General features: G+C 67.1%; 13 protein-coding genes. 7 read left to right on the forward strand and 6 right to left on the reverse strand.

Annotation, left to right across the window (positions count from 1 at the left end; genetic code table 11):
- Nucleotides 1–8: 8 nt before the first annotated feature.
- Nucleotides 9–683, reverse strand: coding sequence for a hypothetical protein (locus ACFQGD_RS01400; RefSeq protein WP_345403591.1), 675 nt, complete (start codon nucleotides 681–683; stop codon nucleotides 9–11).
- Nucleotides 684–691: 8 nt separating this feature from the next.
- Between ACFQGD_RS01400 and ACFQGD_RS01405 the strand changes: the two genes are divergently transcribed.
- The 6 genes from ACFQGD_RS01405 to ACFQGD_RS01430 all read left to right on the forward strand — a co-directional run bounded on the left by ACFQGD_RS01405 (nucleotide 692) and on the right by ACFQGD_RS01430 (nucleotide 7,247).
- Nucleotides 692–955, forward strand: a complete 264-nt coding sequence (locus ACFQGD_RS01405) for a hypothetical protein (RefSeq protein WP_345403594.1) — start codon at nucleotides 692–694, stop codon at nucleotides 953–955.
- A 31-nt stretch (nucleotides 956–986) separates the two neighbouring features.
- On the forward strand, nucleotides 987–1,973 hold the full coding sequence (locus ACFQGD_RS01410) for an ATP-binding cassette domain-containing protein (RefSeq protein ID WP_345403597.1): 987 nt from the start codon (nucleotides 987–989) through the stop codon (nucleotides 1,971–1,973).
- The gene (locus ACFQGD_RS01415; protein WP_345403600.1) at nucleotides 1,970–2,809 is read left to right on the forward strand and encodes an ABC transporter permease; all 840 of its coding nucleotides are present in this window, start codon (nucleotides 1,970–1,972) and stop codon (nucleotides 2,807–2,809) included. The genes ACFQGD_RS01410 and ACFQGD_RS01415 overlap by 4 nt, the downstream gene beginning before the upstream one ends.
- Before the next feature lie 340 nt (nucleotides 2,810–3,149).
- On the forward strand, nucleotides 3,150–3,911 hold the full coding sequence (locus tag ACFQGD_RS01420) for a MerR family transcriptional regulator (RefSeq protein WP_345403603.1): 762 nt from the start codon (nucleotides 3,150–3,152) through the stop codon (nucleotides 3,909–3,911).
- A gap of 168 nt (nucleotides 3,912–4,079) precedes the next feature.
- Nucleotides 4,080–5,276 carry an ATP-binding protein gene (locus ACFQGD_RS01425; protein ID WP_345403606.1) on the forward strand — a complete coding sequence of 399 codons (1,197 nt, stop codon included), beginning with the start codon at nucleotides 4,080–4,082 and terminating at the stop codon, nucleotides 5,274–5,276.
- A 279-nt stretch (nucleotides 5,277–5,555) separates the two neighbouring features.
- Nucleotides 5,556–7,247: an alpha/beta hydrolase gene (locus tag ACFQGD_RS01430; RefSeq protein WP_345403609.1), complete on the forward strand. Its 1,692-nt coding sequence runs from the start codon at nucleotides 5,556–5,558 to the stop codon at nucleotides 7,245–7,247.
- A 262-nt stretch (nucleotides 7,248–7,509) separates the two neighbouring features.
- Here ACFQGD_RS01430 and ACFQGD_RS01435 read toward each other — a convergent pair whose 3' ends face one another.
- The 5 genes from ACFQGD_RS01435 to ACFQGD_RS01455 all read right to left on the reverse strand — a co-directional run bounded on the left by ACFQGD_RS01435 (nucleotide 7,510) and on the right by ACFQGD_RS01455 (nucleotide 14,548).
- The gene (locus ACFQGD_RS01435) at nucleotides 7,510–9,336 is read right to left on the reverse strand and encodes a phosphoenolpyruvate carboxykinase (GTP) (RefSeq protein ID WP_345403612.1); all 1,827 of its coding nucleotides are present in this window, start codon (nucleotides 9,334–9,336) and stop codon (nucleotides 7,510–7,512) included.
- 393 nt (nucleotides 9,337–9,729) lie between these two features.
- Nucleotides 9,730–10,500, reverse strand: coding sequence for a DUF6802 family protein (locus tag ACFQGD_RS01440; protein WP_345403615.1), 771 nt, complete (start codon nucleotides 10,498–10,500; stop codon nucleotides 9,730–9,732).
- Between the two features lie 212 nt (nucleotides 10,501–10,712).
- Nucleotides 10,713–12,548: a dynamin family protein gene (locus ACFQGD_RS01445; protein WP_345403618.1), complete on the reverse strand. Its 1,836-nt coding sequence runs from the start codon at nucleotides 12,546–12,548 to the stop codon at nucleotides 10,713–10,715.
- Nucleotides 12,545–12,967: a nucleotide exchange factor GrpE gene (locus ACFQGD_RS01450; protein WP_425557380.1), complete on the reverse strand. Its 423-nt coding sequence runs from the start codon at nucleotides 12,965–12,967 to the stop codon at nucleotides 12,545–12,547. Before ACFQGD_RS01450 ends, ACFQGD_RS01445 begins: the two co-directional genes overlap by 4 nt.
- A 15-nt stretch (nucleotides 12,968–12,982) precedes the next feature.
- Nucleotides 12,983–14,548, reverse strand: a complete 1,566-nt coding sequence (locus ACFQGD_RS01455) for a dynamin family protein (RefSeq protein WP_345403621.1) — start codon at nucleotides 14,546–14,548, stop codon at nucleotides 12,983–12,985.
- Nucleotides 14,549–14,678: 130 nt separating this feature from the next.
- Between ACFQGD_RS01455 and ACFQGD_RS01460 the strand changes: the two genes are divergently transcribed.
- Nucleotides 14,679–15,884, forward strand: coding sequence for a sensor histidine kinase (locus ACFQGD_RS01460; RefSeq protein WP_425557381.1), 1,206 nt, complete (start codon nucleotides 14,679–14,681; stop codon nucleotides 15,882–15,884).
- The last annotated feature ends 26 nt before the right edge of the window (nucleotides 15,885–15,910 follow it).

Here is a 15,910-nt window from a genome sequence, read left to right on the forward strand (position 1 = left end):
GCGGATCGTTACTGGGTGGCGAGTGAGCCGCCGTCCGGATCGATCATCGGGAGGAGCTCTTCGGTGATTTCCCGCATCCGAGGGCAGTGCTCCGTCATGAACTTGTCCGCTTCCGCTTCGTTGACTTCCCACGTCATAGCTGGCTTGATGCGTTCGCCGAGCGGGGCACCGATGTGCTCGTGCAGCAACCCAGTGAACCGGATCGCGTGCGGCGAGCCGGTGTCGACGACGTATTCACATCGCGGAGTGATCGGTACACCCCGGAGGTCGAGCTGTCGCACGGCGTAGTAGCGGTCGAGCAGGATCGTGCGGTGGAAGTGACCGCTGTGTTTGTGGCCTAGCCAGAAATCTGGGAAGGCCCTGTCCACGGATGGGTTCGGCGGGGGTTCCGCCGTTACCCAGACCTGAGAAAGGGTGCCGTCCTCTTCCCCATCGAGTAGACACGCTTTGTCACCGAGTCCCCTCGACGGACTGCCGGTCCCGGCGAGGCCGAGCTCGCGCAGCTTCGCTGGGTCGAACTGGGAGCAGTCCCCGGTGTAGGGATAGGGCCGTTCCTCGAGCGACTTGACGTCGTCGTAAGCGACGGCCTCCTCGGGGATGGCCGGTGCCGGCGTCGCCGGTTCGGGACCAGGCGGACTGGAGCAACCGACGAGGGCCGTCAGGCCGACGAACACCAGGGCCACTGCGCGCGATGACGATCTCCTCACGCGGGTATTTCATCATGAACGCCATCGCCATGCGGGCGTTTCCGCTGTACCCGCCACGGGTCGGGTTCAGATCAGGGAAAAACCCTGACGATTTTGTCGGTGGTCGTCCCTACTATGACGTCGGCGTCAGTGGGAGTGGCGCCGAGTTCGACACCAGGTCGTTCGTCGCCCGTGCCGTGGGCGCGGTGTTCGTCTCGTCAGGCAATACATCGTCGCGGTGGTGTGTGCTCGGTGAACGACTGTCATGAGCGCGGATTCGCGCCTTGTTGTGGAGGGAACATGGGATCTCGCTTCGATGGTGTCGCCGTGCGCGCGGAGGGGTTGGTCAAGTCGTTCGGCTCGACCCGCGCGCTCAACGGCGTCGACCTGGAAATACCGACGGGGCAGGTGCTGGGGCTGCTCGGCCCGAACGGCGCGGGCAAGACGACGACGGTGCGCATCCTCACGACGCTGCTCGAGCCGGACGCGGGCAGCGCGATGGTCGCCGGACACGACGCGGTGACCGACCGCGACGCGGTGCGCCGTTCGATAGGGCTGTCAGGGCAGTACGCGGCGGTGGACGAGAACCTCACGGGGTTCGAGAACCTCTACATGGTCGCGCGGCTGTACGGCATGAGCCGTTCGCGGTCCCGCACCCGCGCCCGTGAGCTGCTGGAACGTTTCCGGCTGACCGACGACGGCGACCGGCCGTCGAAGGGCTACTCGGGTGGTATGCGGCGTCGGCTTGACCTCGCGGGTGCGCTGGTCGCGCGGCCCGTCGTCGTCGTGTTGGATGAGCCGACAACGGGACTCGACCCGCGCGGGAGGATGGACACCTGGGACGTCATCTCCGAACTGGTGGACGACGGCACAACCGTCCTGCTGACCACGCAGTACCTCGAGGAAGCCGATCAGCTCGCCGACTCCATCGTCGTCATCGACAAGGGCAAGGTCATCGCGCGTGGCACGGCGGACGAGCTAAAGCACCAGGTCGGCGGCGAGCGGTTGGAGCTGATCGTCGCGGACGTCGCCGACTTGCCCGACACCGCGCGGGTACTTGCCGAGATTGGCTCGGGACAGCCGTCGACGGACGCGCACACCCGCAAGGCGGACATCCTCGTCGACGCGGGACCGAAGGCGTTGATCGAGGCGCTGCGCAGACTCGACGCGGAGAACATCCTGGTTTCCGACGTCGCGCTGCATCGGCCGACGCTCGATGACGTCTTCCTCGCGCTCACCGGCCACGCGGCCGAGGAGGAGTCGGCGCGGAAGGGGGCGGCGGCATGACGGCGCTCACCCTCGCGCCGCCACGGGGCGGTTTCGGCGATGCCATCACGCGCGGCTTGCGCGACGGCGGCGTCGTCACCTGGCGCAACCTGATGAACGTCCGGCGCAATCCCGAACTGCTGCTCGGTGCGACGCTCCAGCCGATCATGTTCGTGCTGCTGTTCGCGTACGTTTTCGGCGGAAGCTTCGGCGGCGGTGCGTACCGCGAGTTCCTGATGGGTGGCATCTTCGCGCAGACGGTGGCGTTCAACTCATCATTCACCACCATCGGGATGGCCAACGACCTGCAGAAGGGTGTCATCGACCGCTTCCGGTCGCTGCCGATGTCGCGGATGGCGGTGCTGCTCGGCCGCACGACGGCGGACCTGGTCGTCAACATGCTCGGTCTCGTCGTGATGTCGCTGTGCGGGCTGATCGTGGGCTGGCGGATTCGCGGCAGCTTCGCCGACGCGGTGCTCGGTTTCGCGGTGTTGCTGCTGTTCGGGTTCGTGATGTCCTGGATCGGTGCGTTCGTTGGGATGCTGGCGGGCAAGGTCGAGGTGGCGCAGAGCGCGGGATTCATCTGGATGTTCCCGGTCACGTTCATCTCGTCGGTGTTCGTGGTGCAGACGACGTTGCCCGGCCCGCTTCGGACATTCGCCGAATGGAACCCGGTGACGGCGGTCGCGGACTCGGTGCGCGGTTTGTTCGGCAATCCCCCGCTGCCTGGTTTTGAACGCCCGGACGGTTGGCCAGCGGAGAACGCAACGCTCTACGCGATTCTGTGCTGCATCGCGATTTTCGCGGTCTTCGCGCCACTCGCGGTCGCGAAGTACCGCAAGGTCGCGAGTAAGTAGGTACGACACGGGGTGTCAGCAGCGGGGTGTTGCCGTGGCGGTCGCTCGCGAGTCGCACCCCGCTCTCGCGCTGTCTGCGACCATCTAGCGACAGCGCTATAACTGCCTAGACAACGATAGTCCGCGCGAGTGCCACGTTGCTGTGTGGTGAGTTCCGTGATCCGGTGTCGCGAGTTCCGCGTTCCACCGCGCGCTTCCGTAGCGCCATATTTCATTTTCTTGCTTCAGCGCTAGAAAGCGGTAGATGTCGTCAGAAACCGCTAGCCGTTCACGCTTGACCTTGACGTAGCGTCAACTTCTACCGTGGTTCTCACCGACGCCACGAGGGAAGGAGGACGTCGTGGCTACCCAGGAGTGGTCGATCCAGGAAATCGCGCGCGTGGCGGGCACGACCAGTCGCACGTTGCGGCACTACGACGACGTGGGGCTGCTCGCGCCGAGCCGGGTCGGCAGCAATGGGTATCGCTACTACGACCAACACTGCCTTGTGCGGCTGCAACGCATCCTGCTGTTGCGGGAGCTTGGCCTCGGCCTGCCCGCGATCGCGGACGTGCTTGACGGCGAACGGGACAGTGCCGCCGCGCTGACGGTCCACTTGGAGTGGCTCCGTCAGGAGCGTGACCGCATCGAGCGGCAGATCGCGTCGGTGACCACGACTCTGCGCAAGCTGGAAGGAGGTGAACAGATCATGGCAACCGAAGCACTCGACGGGTTCGATCACACCCAGTACAAGGACGAGGTGATCGAGCGCTGGGGCAAGGACGCCTGGGAGCGCGGTGACAACTGGTGGCGCTCGTTGTCCGATGAGGACAAACACGAGTTCCAGCGGCGGCAGCACGACATCGCCGCGGACTTCGCCGAGGCGCTTACCCAGGGCAAGTCGGCCGACAGCGACGAAGTCCAGGCGATCGCCCAGCGTCAGTACGACTGGATCACGATCGGCTGGCAGGGCAGGCGCCCGACGGCGGACGAGTTCGTCGGCCTCGGTCAGATGTATGTCGATGACCCGAGGTTCAAGGCGAACTACGACCGCCACGGCGAGGGCACGGCGGCGTTCGTCCGCGACGCCATGGTGACTTACGCCGATCGCGCCCTGCGCTAATCGTGTCGTCACGCGCGCCGGCTGGGGCCGCGGACCCAGCCGGACCGCACCGAACGCGGGACACGGCGTCGAGAACACGGGACACGGCGCACGGTGGCGGTGCGACACGCGTAGTGGAATATGCCGGAATATCGGGCTGGCACTAGAAATGTCGATACGGTGCTAGTCATGGACCCGGTACGGAACCCGTTCGCGCCAGGTGCGGGCCAGCGTCCGCCCGAGCTCGCGGGCAGGGAGAAGGAACTCAACGCCTTCGACGTCGTGCTGGAACGGGTCGCGCGTGGCAGGCCGGAACGCAGCCTCGTCCTCACCGGGCTGCGCGGCGTCGGCAAGACAGTGCTGCTCGGCGAACTCCGGTCCATGGCGCTGCGGCGCGGCTGGGGAACGGGCAAGATCGAGGCGCGCCCGGACGCCGAGCTGCGCAAGCCGCTGTCCGCCGCGTTGCATCGGGCGATCCGCGATCTCGCCGTGCGGCATCGCGCGCCGGACCGTGTCGAAGACGTCCTCAGTGTGTTGAAGGCGTTCGCGTTGCGTGCCAATCACTCGGACACCAAGCTACGTGATCGTTGGCAGCCGGGTATCGATGTCCCCGCGGCGCAGGGCCGCGCTGACTCCGGCGACATCGAGATTGATCTGGTCGAACTGTTCACCGATGTCGCCGAGTTGGCCGCGGACGTCGGTACCGGGGTCGCGCTCCTGATCGACGAGATGCAGGATCTTCGGCCGGACGACGTCTCCGCGCTGTGCGCGGCGTGCCACGAGCTGTCGCAATCCGGTGCGCCGCTGGTGGTCGTCGGGGCGGGGCTGCCGCACGTACCCGCCGTGCTATCGGCGTCCAAGTCGTACTCTGAGCGGCTGTTCCGGTATGCCCGCATCGATCGGCTGGACCGCGAGCACGCGGACGTCGCGGTGCTCGCACCAATCGAGCGGGAGGAGACCGGCATCGAGCCGGAGGCGCTGGACGCGCTGTTCGACGTATCGGGTGGCTACCCCTACTTCATCCAGGCGTACGGCAAGGCGGCGTGGGACGCCGCGCCCGCCGACCCGATCACCCACGAGGACGTCAAGGTCGCCGCACCCGAGGCGGAGGCCGAGCTGGCGGTCGGCTTCTTTGGCTCTCGCTACGAGCGTGCGACGCCCGCGGAGCGGGAATACCTGATCGCGATGGCCGAGCTGACCCACGGTCGCGACGAACCGGCGGGCAGCTCGGACGTCGCGGTGTATCTCGGTCGCAAACCGTCCTCGCTGTCACCCGCGCGCGACAGTCTGATGAAGAAGGGGCTCGTCTATTCCGCCGAGCGGGGCCAGATCGCCTTTACCGTGCCGCATTTCGGTCACTACCTGCTCGGCAAGCGGGAGGACTAAAACGAACCAAGCTAAATCGGACAAAGCGGGCTATGGTACCAGCTCGACATGGTGACCCAGAACACAATTGGGTGAAGGTGTAACGCTGCCAAGGCCGCTGTCGATACTCCAGATGACCCCGTGGTGCTGGCGGACCCCCGACCTGGCAGCATCACGGGGTTTTCCAATGCGTGCCCCAGGTGTCATCGCGCACCCCGAGGATTCGCGATCTTGGCGGGCGGTACACAATTCAGTACCGAGTGTCACCGCCCGCGTCCCTTCGATGAATCCAGGAACCTCATGACACGACTGAGGCACGCCGTGGTGCTTCCCGCGGCCGTAGTCGGATTGCTGGCTGGCGCCGTCCCCGCCGTTTCCGCTCCATCAGCGCCGACCGAGCCGCGCGCCGCCTACACCCAGCAGCGCATCGACTGGGGTCCGTGCGAGGGGCTCCCCGAATCCGCACCCGCTGTCGCGAAGAAGCTGCGCTGCGGTGAGTTCAGTGCGCCGATGGACTGGGACGACCCCGCCGACGGCGACGACGTGACGATCGCGGTCAGCAAGCTGCCCGCCACGGGTACCGCTCGCGGCGCGATTCTCACCAATCCGGGCGGTCCCGGCGGCCCAGGAAGGTTGTTTCCAGTGCGGTTTCGCGAGCAGCAACGGATGCGCGCGAACTACGACATCATCGGCTTCGACCCACGCGGCACCGGCGAAAGCAGCAACATCACTTGTGGCGGCGCGACGAGCAACGTCGACCCGCTCGATCCGAGGGACCGCAGCCAAGAGAACCTCGACCTGATCCTGGACACGACGGAGGCCGCGGCGGACGCGTGTCAGCGGAAGTCCGGCGAGCTCGGGCGGTTCATCAACACTTACCAGACCGTGCGTGACATCGATCTGCTGCGCACGCTGCTCGACCGGAAGAAGATCAGCTGGATCGGCTACTCGGCGGGTACGTGGCTCGGTGCGCAGTACGCGACGGCATTCCCCGGTCGGGTGGAGAAGATGGTGTTCGATTCCAACATCGACTTCACCGCGAACTGGCAGAAGGCCTTCGACTGGCAACCGCTCGGCTTCGAGCGCCGGTGGCGGGCTGACTTCCTGCCCTGGCTGGCGCGGCACCACGACATCTACGGTTACGGCCGCACGGCGCAGGCCGCTCGCGTCCGCTACGAGAAGGTCCGGAACGCGCTGGAAGCCGACCCAGTCAAGCTGGACGGCAAGACCATCGGACCGAACGAGTTCGACATCCAGATCTCGGGCGCGATGTACAACAAGCTCGCCTTTCCCGGCTTGGGTGAGTACCTGCGTGCGGTGCGTGACTTGGCGATGGACCGAGCGCACGGGCAGCGCCGCGTGGCGGCTCTCGACACGTTGCGGCGTTTGCGGCTGCGGGACGACAACGGCGGTCCGCTACCGCTCGCGGTCGGCATTGACGGCAGCACGGGTGCGCCCCGTGCGCAGGTGAGCGGGTTCGGCGGTGAGTCGGCGAACCCGCCAGGCGGCGAATACGACGACGCCTTTGATGCCAGCTTCTGGACCATTCCCTGCAACGAGACCGAGTGGCGTGGTGACCGGCGCAGCGTCGTCGCGCAGTCGGACTACCTCGGCAAACGTTACCCCCTGCTTGGGTGGGGATGGCTGGTTCAGCCGTGCGTCTTCTGGGACAACGACCCGATCGACTTGCCGACACCAACAGGCGAAGGCGTGCCGCCGGTGCTGATGGTGCAGTCGACGCACGACCCAGCGACGCCGCTGGAAGGGGCGCGGCGGGCGCACGCGAACTTCGCCGGGTCGCGGATGATCACCGTGACCAACGAAGGCGACCACGGCATCTACGCCGGGGGTAACGGCTGTGTGGACAACCTGGTGAACGCCTACCTTGTGGATAACCAGGTGCCACCGGACACCCTGTGCCCTGGAACGCCGCTACCCGAGCCAGAGACAACGCCCGCGCGGCAGCCGGAGCGAGGCGTCTCCTTCCGGTGACGGCCCGGTGACAGCGTGGTTGGCGGGACGGGCGCGGTCATAGCTCGGCCATGCCCCGATGATCGCGACTCGTCCACCTAACGGAGCAGTAGGTCCACAGGTTGTTCACAGAGTTATCCACAACCTGGGGGCAACTATGCCCCACGCCCGAGCGGGCCACGCCGACGGTCGGTGAACACGTCCACAACGCGAATGGGCCCGACACGCACCCCGGTATGTCAACCACACGGGGAGGTGCCGGGCCCGTACGACTCAGCCGACGTCAGCCGAGGCGCTGCTTCAGTGCTTCCAGCTCGTCCCGCAGCGACGTCGGGAGCTTTTCGCCGATCTTGTCGAACCACTCCTCGATCAGCGGGATCTCCTGCCGCCACTCCTCCGGGTCGACCTTCAGCGCCAGCTCGATGTCCTCGAGCGGGGTGTCCTCGATGCCGTTCAGGTCGAGCTGGTCGGCGGTGGGCACCCAGCCGATCGGGGTCTCGGACGCGGCGGCCTTGCCCTCGATCCGCTCGATGATCCACTTCAGGACGCGCGAGTTCTCGCCGAAGCCTGGCCACAGGATGCGGCGGTCGTCGCCACGGCGGAACCAGTTCACGTAGAAGATCTTCGGCAGCTTGTTCGCGTCGGCGCGCTTGCCGGTGTCGATCCAGTGCTGGAAGTAATCACCGGCGTTGTAGCCGATGAACGGCAGCATCGCCATCGGGTCGCGGCGCACCTCGCCGACCTTTCCCGCGGCTGCGGCGGTCTTCTCCGAGGACAGCGTGGCGCCCATGAAGGTGCCGTGCTGCCAGTCGCGCGACTCGGTGACCAGCGGGATCGTGTTCGCGCGGCGGCCACCGAACAGGATCGCCGAGATCGGCACGCCGTTCGGGTCGTCCCACTCAGGCGCGAGGATGGGGCACTGCGACATCGGCGTGCAGTACCTGGAGTTCGGGTGCGCGGCCTTCTCGTCGGAGTCCGGCGTCCAGTCCTGCTTCTTCCACGACGTCGCGTGCTCGGGCGTGTTCTCCATCTCCTCCCACCAGACGTCGCCGTCGTCGGTGAGCGCGACGTTGGTGAAGACCGAGTTGCCCTTGTTGATGGTCTCCATCGCGTGCGGGTTGGTCTTGTAGTTGGTACCAGGCGCGACGCCGAAGAAACCGGCCTCGGGGTTGACGGCGTACAGCCTGCCGTCCTCGCCGAAGCGCATCCACGCGATGTCGTCGCCAAGGGTCTCGACCCGCCAGCCAGGAATGGTGGGTCGCAGCATCGCCAGGTTGGTCTTACCGCAGGCGCTCGGGAACGCGGCGGCGATGTAGTAGACCTTGTTCTCCGGCGAGATCAGCTTGAGGATCAGCATGTGCTCGGCCAGCCAGCCCTCGTCGCGGCCGATTACCGACGCGATGCGCAGCGAGTAGCACTTCTTGCCGAGCAACGCGTTGCCGCCGTAGCCGGAGCCGTAGCTCCAGATCGTGCGCTCCTCGGGGAAGTGGGTGATGTACTTCGTGTCATTGCACGGCCACGGGACGTCCTCCTGGCCGGGCTCGAGCGGCGCGCCGAGCGAGTGCAGCGCGGGCACGAACTCGCGCTCGGTGCCGTCTTCCTTGACGAACTTGTCCAGCGCCTTCTTGCCCATGCGGGTCATCACGCGCATCGAGGCGACGACGTACTCGGAGTCGGTGATCTCGACACCGAGCTTCGGGTTCTCGTCGCCGAGCGGCCCCATGCAGAACGGGATGACGTACATGGTGCGACCCCGCATCGAGCCCCGGTAGAGCTCGGTCATGATCGCCTTCATCTCGTCGGGGTGCATCCAGTTGTTGGTCGGCCCGGCGTCTTCTTCCCGTGCCGAGCAGATGAACGTGCGCTCCTCGACCCGCGCGACGTCGCTCGGGTCGGATGCCGCCCAGTACGAGTTCGGCTTCGACTTCAGCGGCACGAAGGTGCCCTGGTCAACGAGCTTCTGGTTGATCCGCTCCGATTCGGCGTCCGAGCCGTCGATCCATTCCACACGGTCCGGGGTCGTCAGCTCGGCGACCTCACGCACCCACTCGAGCACGCGGCTATGCGTCGTAGGTGCGTTGTCCAGTCCGGGGATGGCTACAGCAGTCATCTCGTAAATCTCCTGACTCCGACACGGTTAGCCCACGCGGAGACCACGCGGGGCTGAGTGATCGGCGTGCGGGCTTCGTTGCCGGCGACCGAATGGCTTCGCGCACCGGGAAGCGGACAAGTGCTTGGCGTCGCTTCGTCGGCGTGCTCGTTTTGGGGGTCCCTTGAGAGTAGCCGGGTGAAAGCCAGGTAACCGAGCCATGTCCTGTCGGTTCTCTCACAAGAACGATAAGGGAATCGATTCAGTTTTCCCTTGGCGATCACGTTTGGAGTAGTCGACGGACGGGTTCCCGAGCCGATGGCGACATCGCGGCCTACCGGCGGCGGTGGTCCAGCGTGCGATATGTCCGTTAGGTCAGGCCAGAAAAATCTTCGGCATGGGCAGCCGGATACCTCAGTTTGGGCTCAACCACTGCCCCGTGTACGGATCGATTTTGGCGACACCCTCGATATTCGTTGTGATTCCGCTCACGCTTTCTTGTGCCGCGTCGCCAATGGCCTCGCCGATTCCGCTTCCGGTGTCCTCGCCAGGCTCGCCGCCGTTGCCGCCGCTGGTCTGGGTGGCGCCGGTATCGACAGGCTCCCATCGGCCGTCGCCAGTGTGCTTCAGCGCGACGGTCGTGCCGTCGCTTTCCACCACGAGTGCGTAGTCGGCCTCGCCATCGCTGTCGACGTCGGTGAAGTAGAACGTGTTGCCCTCGTCGTCCTTGGTGACGGCGGTGTCGTTCACTCCGTCCTCGTTGGTGTCGATCGTCGCGGGCCCCACTTCGACCTCGCCCCGCGGCATGTCGGCCGTCATCGACTTTCCGGTACCGGAGGTGTCCTCGCTCGTGTGGGTGTCCGTCGGTCCCGCGGTCGCCGTGGCCTGGTCGGGTGCCGATGGGTCGATGGCGACCCACTCACCGGCCTGCTCGTCGAACCGTGCCTCGGCGATGGTGTTGCCCCGTTCGTCCGCCTCGACGTAGATGTCCGCGTCGCCATCGCCATCCTCGTCGATGTAGGCGCTCCGGGTGTTATCAGCGTTATCGACGATCGCGGTGTCGACATGTCCATCGGAGTCGAGATCGGCGTTCTTCTCGACCTCGTAGTCCTGCCCGTCGACCGTGACGGTCACGTCCTCGCTCGTAACCGTCTCGTCGCTACCGCCGGACTCATCCACGTACATCGCTTTGACTGTCCCCTCGTGTCCATCGCCCGACCGGGCTGACCGCGCCAGACTTGTCGTGTGCTCGTCGAAACGTCGTGGCTGAGACTTACCGTAGGCCCGGCGGGTTCCCGGCACAACGAACCGACACGCCCCCGAGCGATCCGCGGCCGTGATGCCGCTCGATGAGCACGACGAACCGGACGTACCGGACGCTCGATAGGCCGGGCGGGTCAGCGTAGGGATGCGAGCAGCGTGCGGGCGGTCTCCAGGCCGCTTTCCGCGTTCTTGAGGTGGGCGCCGACAGTGGCGAGCTGTTTCGACTTCTCCGCCGCGCTGAGCTTCAACGTCGTGTCGACCTCCTTGATCTCCGCCTCGATCGCTTCGATCCGCCTGGTCAGCGCCTCCTCAAGGGCGAGCGACAACTGGTGCTCCGCGTCGATGATCTGCTCCGACACCAGTTGGTCGATGGCCGAACGCGCATCCGCGATGGCGTCGGTCAGCCAGGTCTTCACGTGCTGCTTGTTCGCGGCGTGCCGCCTGGTCCTGCCGATCCACCAGCCAGCGCCGAGCCCGACGGCCAGCACGGGTACGGCGACAAGGCCAGCGGTCGCTAGCGTCATCGCGCCGCCGGTGGCCAGGCTCAACCCGGTCCCGCTCGCGCCGATGCCCATGTAGGTGCCCATCCCGACCATGAGCTTGTCCTCGGCGGTCGCGGGGCGTTTCTCGGGCGGGCGCAGCACGACCGGCTGGGTGCCGCCTCGTGCGAACTGGGCCCGGATCACTCGCAGTTCGTCCTCGCTGAACAGGTCGGCGAGCGCGTTGCTGGTCGCCTCATTGAGACGCTGGTCGAGCAGGGTGTTCAGCCTCGCGGACACCAGCCGCAGCGCGGAGTCGACCTCCCGCGGCAGGGCGTCGAGCACGTCGGCGTCGGCACCGTCGATGCGTTGCCGGAACCATGACTGGACATCGCGCACCTGCCGCGCGACCTCATGCGTGCAGTCGACTCGCGCACGCTGGATCTCGCTGCGCAGGGTGAGCTGCCACCCGCGCGTTGACGACTTCCGTTCCGCCCGCAGCGCGTCCCTGCGCTTTCTGAGCGCGTCCCCTTCCGACTCGCCTGCTTGGAGCGCGCGTCGTTCGGCGGTGAGTCGCGCTGTCTGCTCTTCGAACGCGGTGACCAGCGTGCGAAGTGTGTTCGCCTCCCGCAACGCGTCCGCCCTGCCGATGACGGCCTCCTGCACGGCGGTCTGTAGCGCGATCACGCCGGACTGCTGCCGCAGCATCGCCGCGGCGTCGTCCGAGGACGCGGTGCTTGCCATGTCGAACATCCGTGCCGATACCGGAAAGACCTCGGCATCGGCGAACCGGGGCGCGTGCTCGGCCAGCAGTGTGGTGTTAGCGTCGAGCACCTGTCGCCAACCTTTGAAGGCATCCGTTTTAGACAGTGCGAACAGGACGGTCTCGACCTTGTCGCTCACTTTGCGCAGGAACGCCAGCTCGCTCGCGGTGAACGGCCCGGACGCGTCAACGACGAACAACAGCGCGGTAGCCGATGCCGCCGCCTCGATCGCCAGCTCGCCGTGCATCGAGTCGAGCCCGCCGACACCCGGAGTATCCACAAGCGACACACGCCGCAGTAATGGGCACGGGTAGGCCACCTCGACGTAGCGCGGCGGCAGTTGGCCCTCCGGCAGTTCGCAGGTCGCCGACGTCCAGCTGGCTAGCTCGTCCAGTTCGAATGGAACCGGTGGCCGGTGGCCGGGGTAGCAAGCTCGCGCGCGTGGCGAATCGCCGTAGATGAACCGCAGGTACGTCGCCGTGGCGACATCGGCGTCAACCGGGGACAGTCCTTGACTGGCCAGCATGGCGTTGACCAGTGAACTCTTGCCACGTTTGGTTTCCCCCACGACGACGATGGCCGGTGCGTCCCCTTGCCGCTCGCGTGTCTCGCGCACCCAGTCCGCCGCGTTGGCGTCGATTTCACGCAGCGATGCGATCAGCGAGTCGCAGCCCTTTCTGGCGTTCTCGATCGGTGTGGCCCGTGGCTGGAAGAACGCGGAGGTCACGTCGTTCCGCCCGCGGTGTAGACCGTGACAACCGGCGCTCGGAGCAGCGTGTCGCCGTCGCGGAACCCGACGACCTCGGTCTCGGCCACTCGGCCCGCCAGTGAATCATCCGATGTGGACACCGTGCCGCCCGCCTCGTGTCGGGCCGGGTCGAACGGCTGGCCGTCAGGGCGCAGCGCGGTGACGCCGACCCCAGCGAGGCCCTCCTCGATCCGAGCGATAACTCCCTCACTGCGGGCGCGGTCCAGCGCGTAGAGACACAGCTGGATTAGCGCGGCGCGGTCGTCCCGCAACCGCCGCATGTCCCGCTGGCCGGTATCGGCCGCGGCGATGAGGTGCGCGGCGATCTCGCCGGTCGGTACGTCATCGGGGTTGGTCCCGGGTGGATCGCCATCTTGGCGGTTGAACCATGTTGCCACTGCCACCACTCTCGCCTACTTATCGCGCAGCTGCTGCCAGATCAGGAAGTACGCCCGGTGCACGACGTGTGCCACCCTGCTTTGCGCCGGAGTCGCGCCGAACGAGGCGAACGAGCGCCACCAACCCGCCCGCTCCAGCGCGTGGGCGGTGAGCTGCTCCCGGTTGGCGTCCGGCATGCCGAGTTGCGCGGTCACCTCGGCGTTGCTGCCGACCCGCAGCACCTCTTCGGTGAGGTCATCCGCCAGGTCGACGGCACCCGACGTGACCAGAGTCAACGCCTCGAGCACACGTAGCTGGTGCGCCTCAGGCGTCGCTAGCAGTACCTCGATCGCGTCGTGCACCTTCCCGCGCTCGGCCGGGTCCGGCGCGGCTTGGGCGAGTGCGGTGATCGAGGCCAGCGCCGCCGCGGCCTTGATGCCGTCCGCCCGTGCCGCGAACACCGTGCCCAGTCGCGCACGCACGGCTTCGAGCCCGGAGGCGTCCCTGATCGTACGGCGCAACTCACCCGTCGTGATGCCCGGTTCCGCCCTGATGGCCTCGATGCCGCACCGTATGCCGTAGAGGTCGAGGCGATCGAGCAGTCGCGACCTCGTCCCGGCGGGCACGTCGCAGTCCCAGCTCGTGAAGATGTCCGCCGACAGCAGGATCGTCTCGAGCGTCGCGTCGTCCAGTTCGGACAGATCGCGCAGCGCGTCGGCGTCCGCCGCGGTGAACCCCCCGGACTCGGCTGTCTCGGCCAGCAGCCCGATCACCGGGATGACGTCGGCCACTTTGGGCTTAAGGGTGGCGGCCTGCGCCTCGGCGAGCAGCGACGCCGCGCGCCAGACGTCGCCGTCCGCGCCTGTGACCGACTCAGGAGCGACCGTGTCGGCTTTGTTGAGTACCGCTATCGCGTTGACGGGACCGGCCTCCTTGCTGGCGGTGGCGGCGGTGAATGCCGCGAGCGCCTGCTGGTCATCGGCCCGCACGCTCTGTGTCACCACGTACAGCACCGCTTCCGCCCCCGCGACGGCGTCCCGCGACGTGCGATCGAGCGCGGGGACAGCATCGCCGTCCTCGCTTGACCCCCGCCGTCTACCGAGCACGCCCTCGGTGCGTGCCACCGACGCCGCGTCGAGCGAGCCGAGACCGGGGGTGTCGATCACCGTCATTTCCTTGAGGACGGCGCTGGTCAGGTACGCCTCGATGTGCGAGACGGCGTCCAGGTCCATGCCGAGCGACGCGGGGATCATGCCGTCGGCGTCGAACGGCAACACCGTGGTGCTGCCGTCGGTGAGCACGACCTCGACGCGGTCTACCGTGCCGTACTGGAACCGGGTGACAAGGCGGGTGCACTCGCCGACGTCCGTTGGCGCCACCTTGCGCCCGATCAGCGCGTTGACCAGCGTGGACTTGCCCGACTTGATCCGCCCGGCAACCGCGACCTGCAGCGGGGCGCTCAGTCGACGCAACACCTCGGCGAATCCCGCCGCCGTCCCGCGGCCGACCTGGGGTTGGAGCCTGCGGCAGAGGTTCGCGACCGACGTCGACAGTGGACCGACAAGCACGCCCTGGTCCGTCACAGCGGTCAACTCCCCCATCCCCTTCCTGCTCGGCCCGGCGCGGGTCGCTATGCCGCATCGTGCCACGACACGGGTCCGTCTGAGGTTCACCCCAGGGTGCTACTTGAGACGGACGCGCGGGCGATGTCGTCAACATAGTCTGAGGCGCATGCGTCGGTTGAGCCTGTGGTTGCACGCGCATCCGATGGTCGGGGACAGCGCCATGGCCGTGCTGATCGCCGCGTTCGACCTGCTGCTGCTCGGCGTCGAAGGCGAGCAGCGCGCCGGTCCTTCCGCGCCGGCCGCCGTGCTCGCCGTGATCACCCTCGCGGCGGTCGCGCCGCTGGTCATACGGCGCAAACACCCGATCTGGTTCGCATATCTTGTGCTGATCATCGGCACAGTGCACGCGGCGTTCGAGCTGGGCATGGCCGCTATCGCCACCGCGTGTATCGCCGTTTACACGCTGATCGTCTACGTCAACCGGCGACAGACCGCGACCTACTTCGGGGTGCAGGTCGTCGTGTCCACGGTGCAGATCCTGATCCAGGTCGAGCGTGCGGAGTGGCTGATCGCGCTCGGCTTTACCTGTGGTGCGCTGGGATTCTGCTGGGTTCTCGGCGAGTTCGTCGGCGCGCGGCGGGCGTACCAGGCCGAGCTGGAGGCGCGGCTGCACCTGCTTGAGACCGAACGCGACCACGCCAGTCAGATCGCGGTCGCCGAGGAACGCAGCAGGATCGCGCGGGAACTGCACGACGTCGTCGCGCACGCGGTGAGCGTGATCGTGGTGCAGGCGGACGGCGCGATGTACGCCATCGAGCGCGACCCAGCCACCGCGCGGGACGCGCTGCGCACCATCGCCGAAACCGGCAGGGGCGCGCTCGACGAGCTGCGCGGGCTACTCGACGTCCTGCGTGGGTCCGGTGATGTCGCCGAGCAGCCACTCGCGCCGCAGCCGGGCATCGCGGCACTACCCGACCTCGCGGAGCGGATGCGCGCGGCGGGCATGCCTGTCCGGCTCCACCTGGACGGTGACTTCGCCGACGTCTCGACCGGGGTGGAGCTCGGCGTGTTCCGCATCGTGCAGGAGGCGTTGACGAATACCCTCAAACACGCGGGTCGCACCGCGTCGGCCACCGTGACCGTGCGACATCGAGCCGATTCGGTCGAGGTTGACGTCGTCGACGACGGAGCTGGCAAGGCGCGTCCCGTGCTGGCGCCCGCGCTGACCGACGTGTCAGGCGGCAACGGCTTGATCGGAATGCGCGAGCGCGCGTCGGTGTTCGGTGGCAAGCTGAGCGTCGGGCCCGAACCGGGCGGCGGCTGGCGCGTGCACGCCGTCATCCCGCACCAGGGCCGCCACGCCGTGCCGTGAGCGGGCGCGCTGAGGACGCGATGAAC

The sequence above is a fragment of the Haloechinothrix salitolerans genome, assembly GCF_042662605.1.
GTDB classification, from domain to species: Bacteria; Actinomycetota; Actinomycetes; order Mycobacteriales; family Pseudonocardiaceae; genus Haloechinothrix_A; species Haloechinothrix_A salitolerans.

Coding starts and splice junctions, on each gene's coding strand:
- ACFQGD_RS01405 (WP_345403594.1), top strand. CDS start 692: ATGACGATCTCCTCACGCGGGTATTTCATCATGAACGCCATCGCCATG.
- ACFQGD_RS01410 (WP_345403597.1), top strand. CDS start 987: ATGGGATCTCGCTTCGATGGTGTCGCCGTGCGCGCGGAGGGGTTGGTC.
- ACFQGD_RS01415 (WP_345403600.1), top strand. CDS start 1,970: ATGACGGCGCTCACCCTCGCGCCGCCACGGGGCGGTTTCGGCGATGCC.
- ACFQGD_RS01425 (WP_345403606.1), top strand. CDS start 4,080: ATGGACCCGGTACGGAACCCGTTCGCGCCAGGTGCGGGCCAGCGTCCG.
- ACFQGD_RS01430 (WP_345403609.1), top strand. CDS start 5,556: ATGACACGACTGAGGCACGCCGTGGTGCTTCCCGCGGCCGTAGTCGGA.
- ACFQGD_RS01435 (WP_345403612.1), bottom strand. CDS start 9,336: ATGACTGCTGTAGCCATCCCCGGACTGGACAACGCACCTACGACGCAT.
- ACFQGD_RS01440 (WP_345403615.1), bottom strand. CDS start 10,500: ATGTACGTGGATGAGTCCGGCGGTAGCGACGAGACGGTTACGAGCGAG.
- ACFQGD_RS01455 (WP_345403621.1), bottom strand. CDS start 14,548: ATGGGGGAGTTGACCGCTGTGACGGACCAGGGCGTGCTTGTCGGTCCA.
- ACFQGD_RS01460 (WP_425557381.1), top strand. CDS start 14,679: ATGCGTCGGTTGAGCCTGTGGTTGCACGCGCATCCGATGGTCGGGGAC.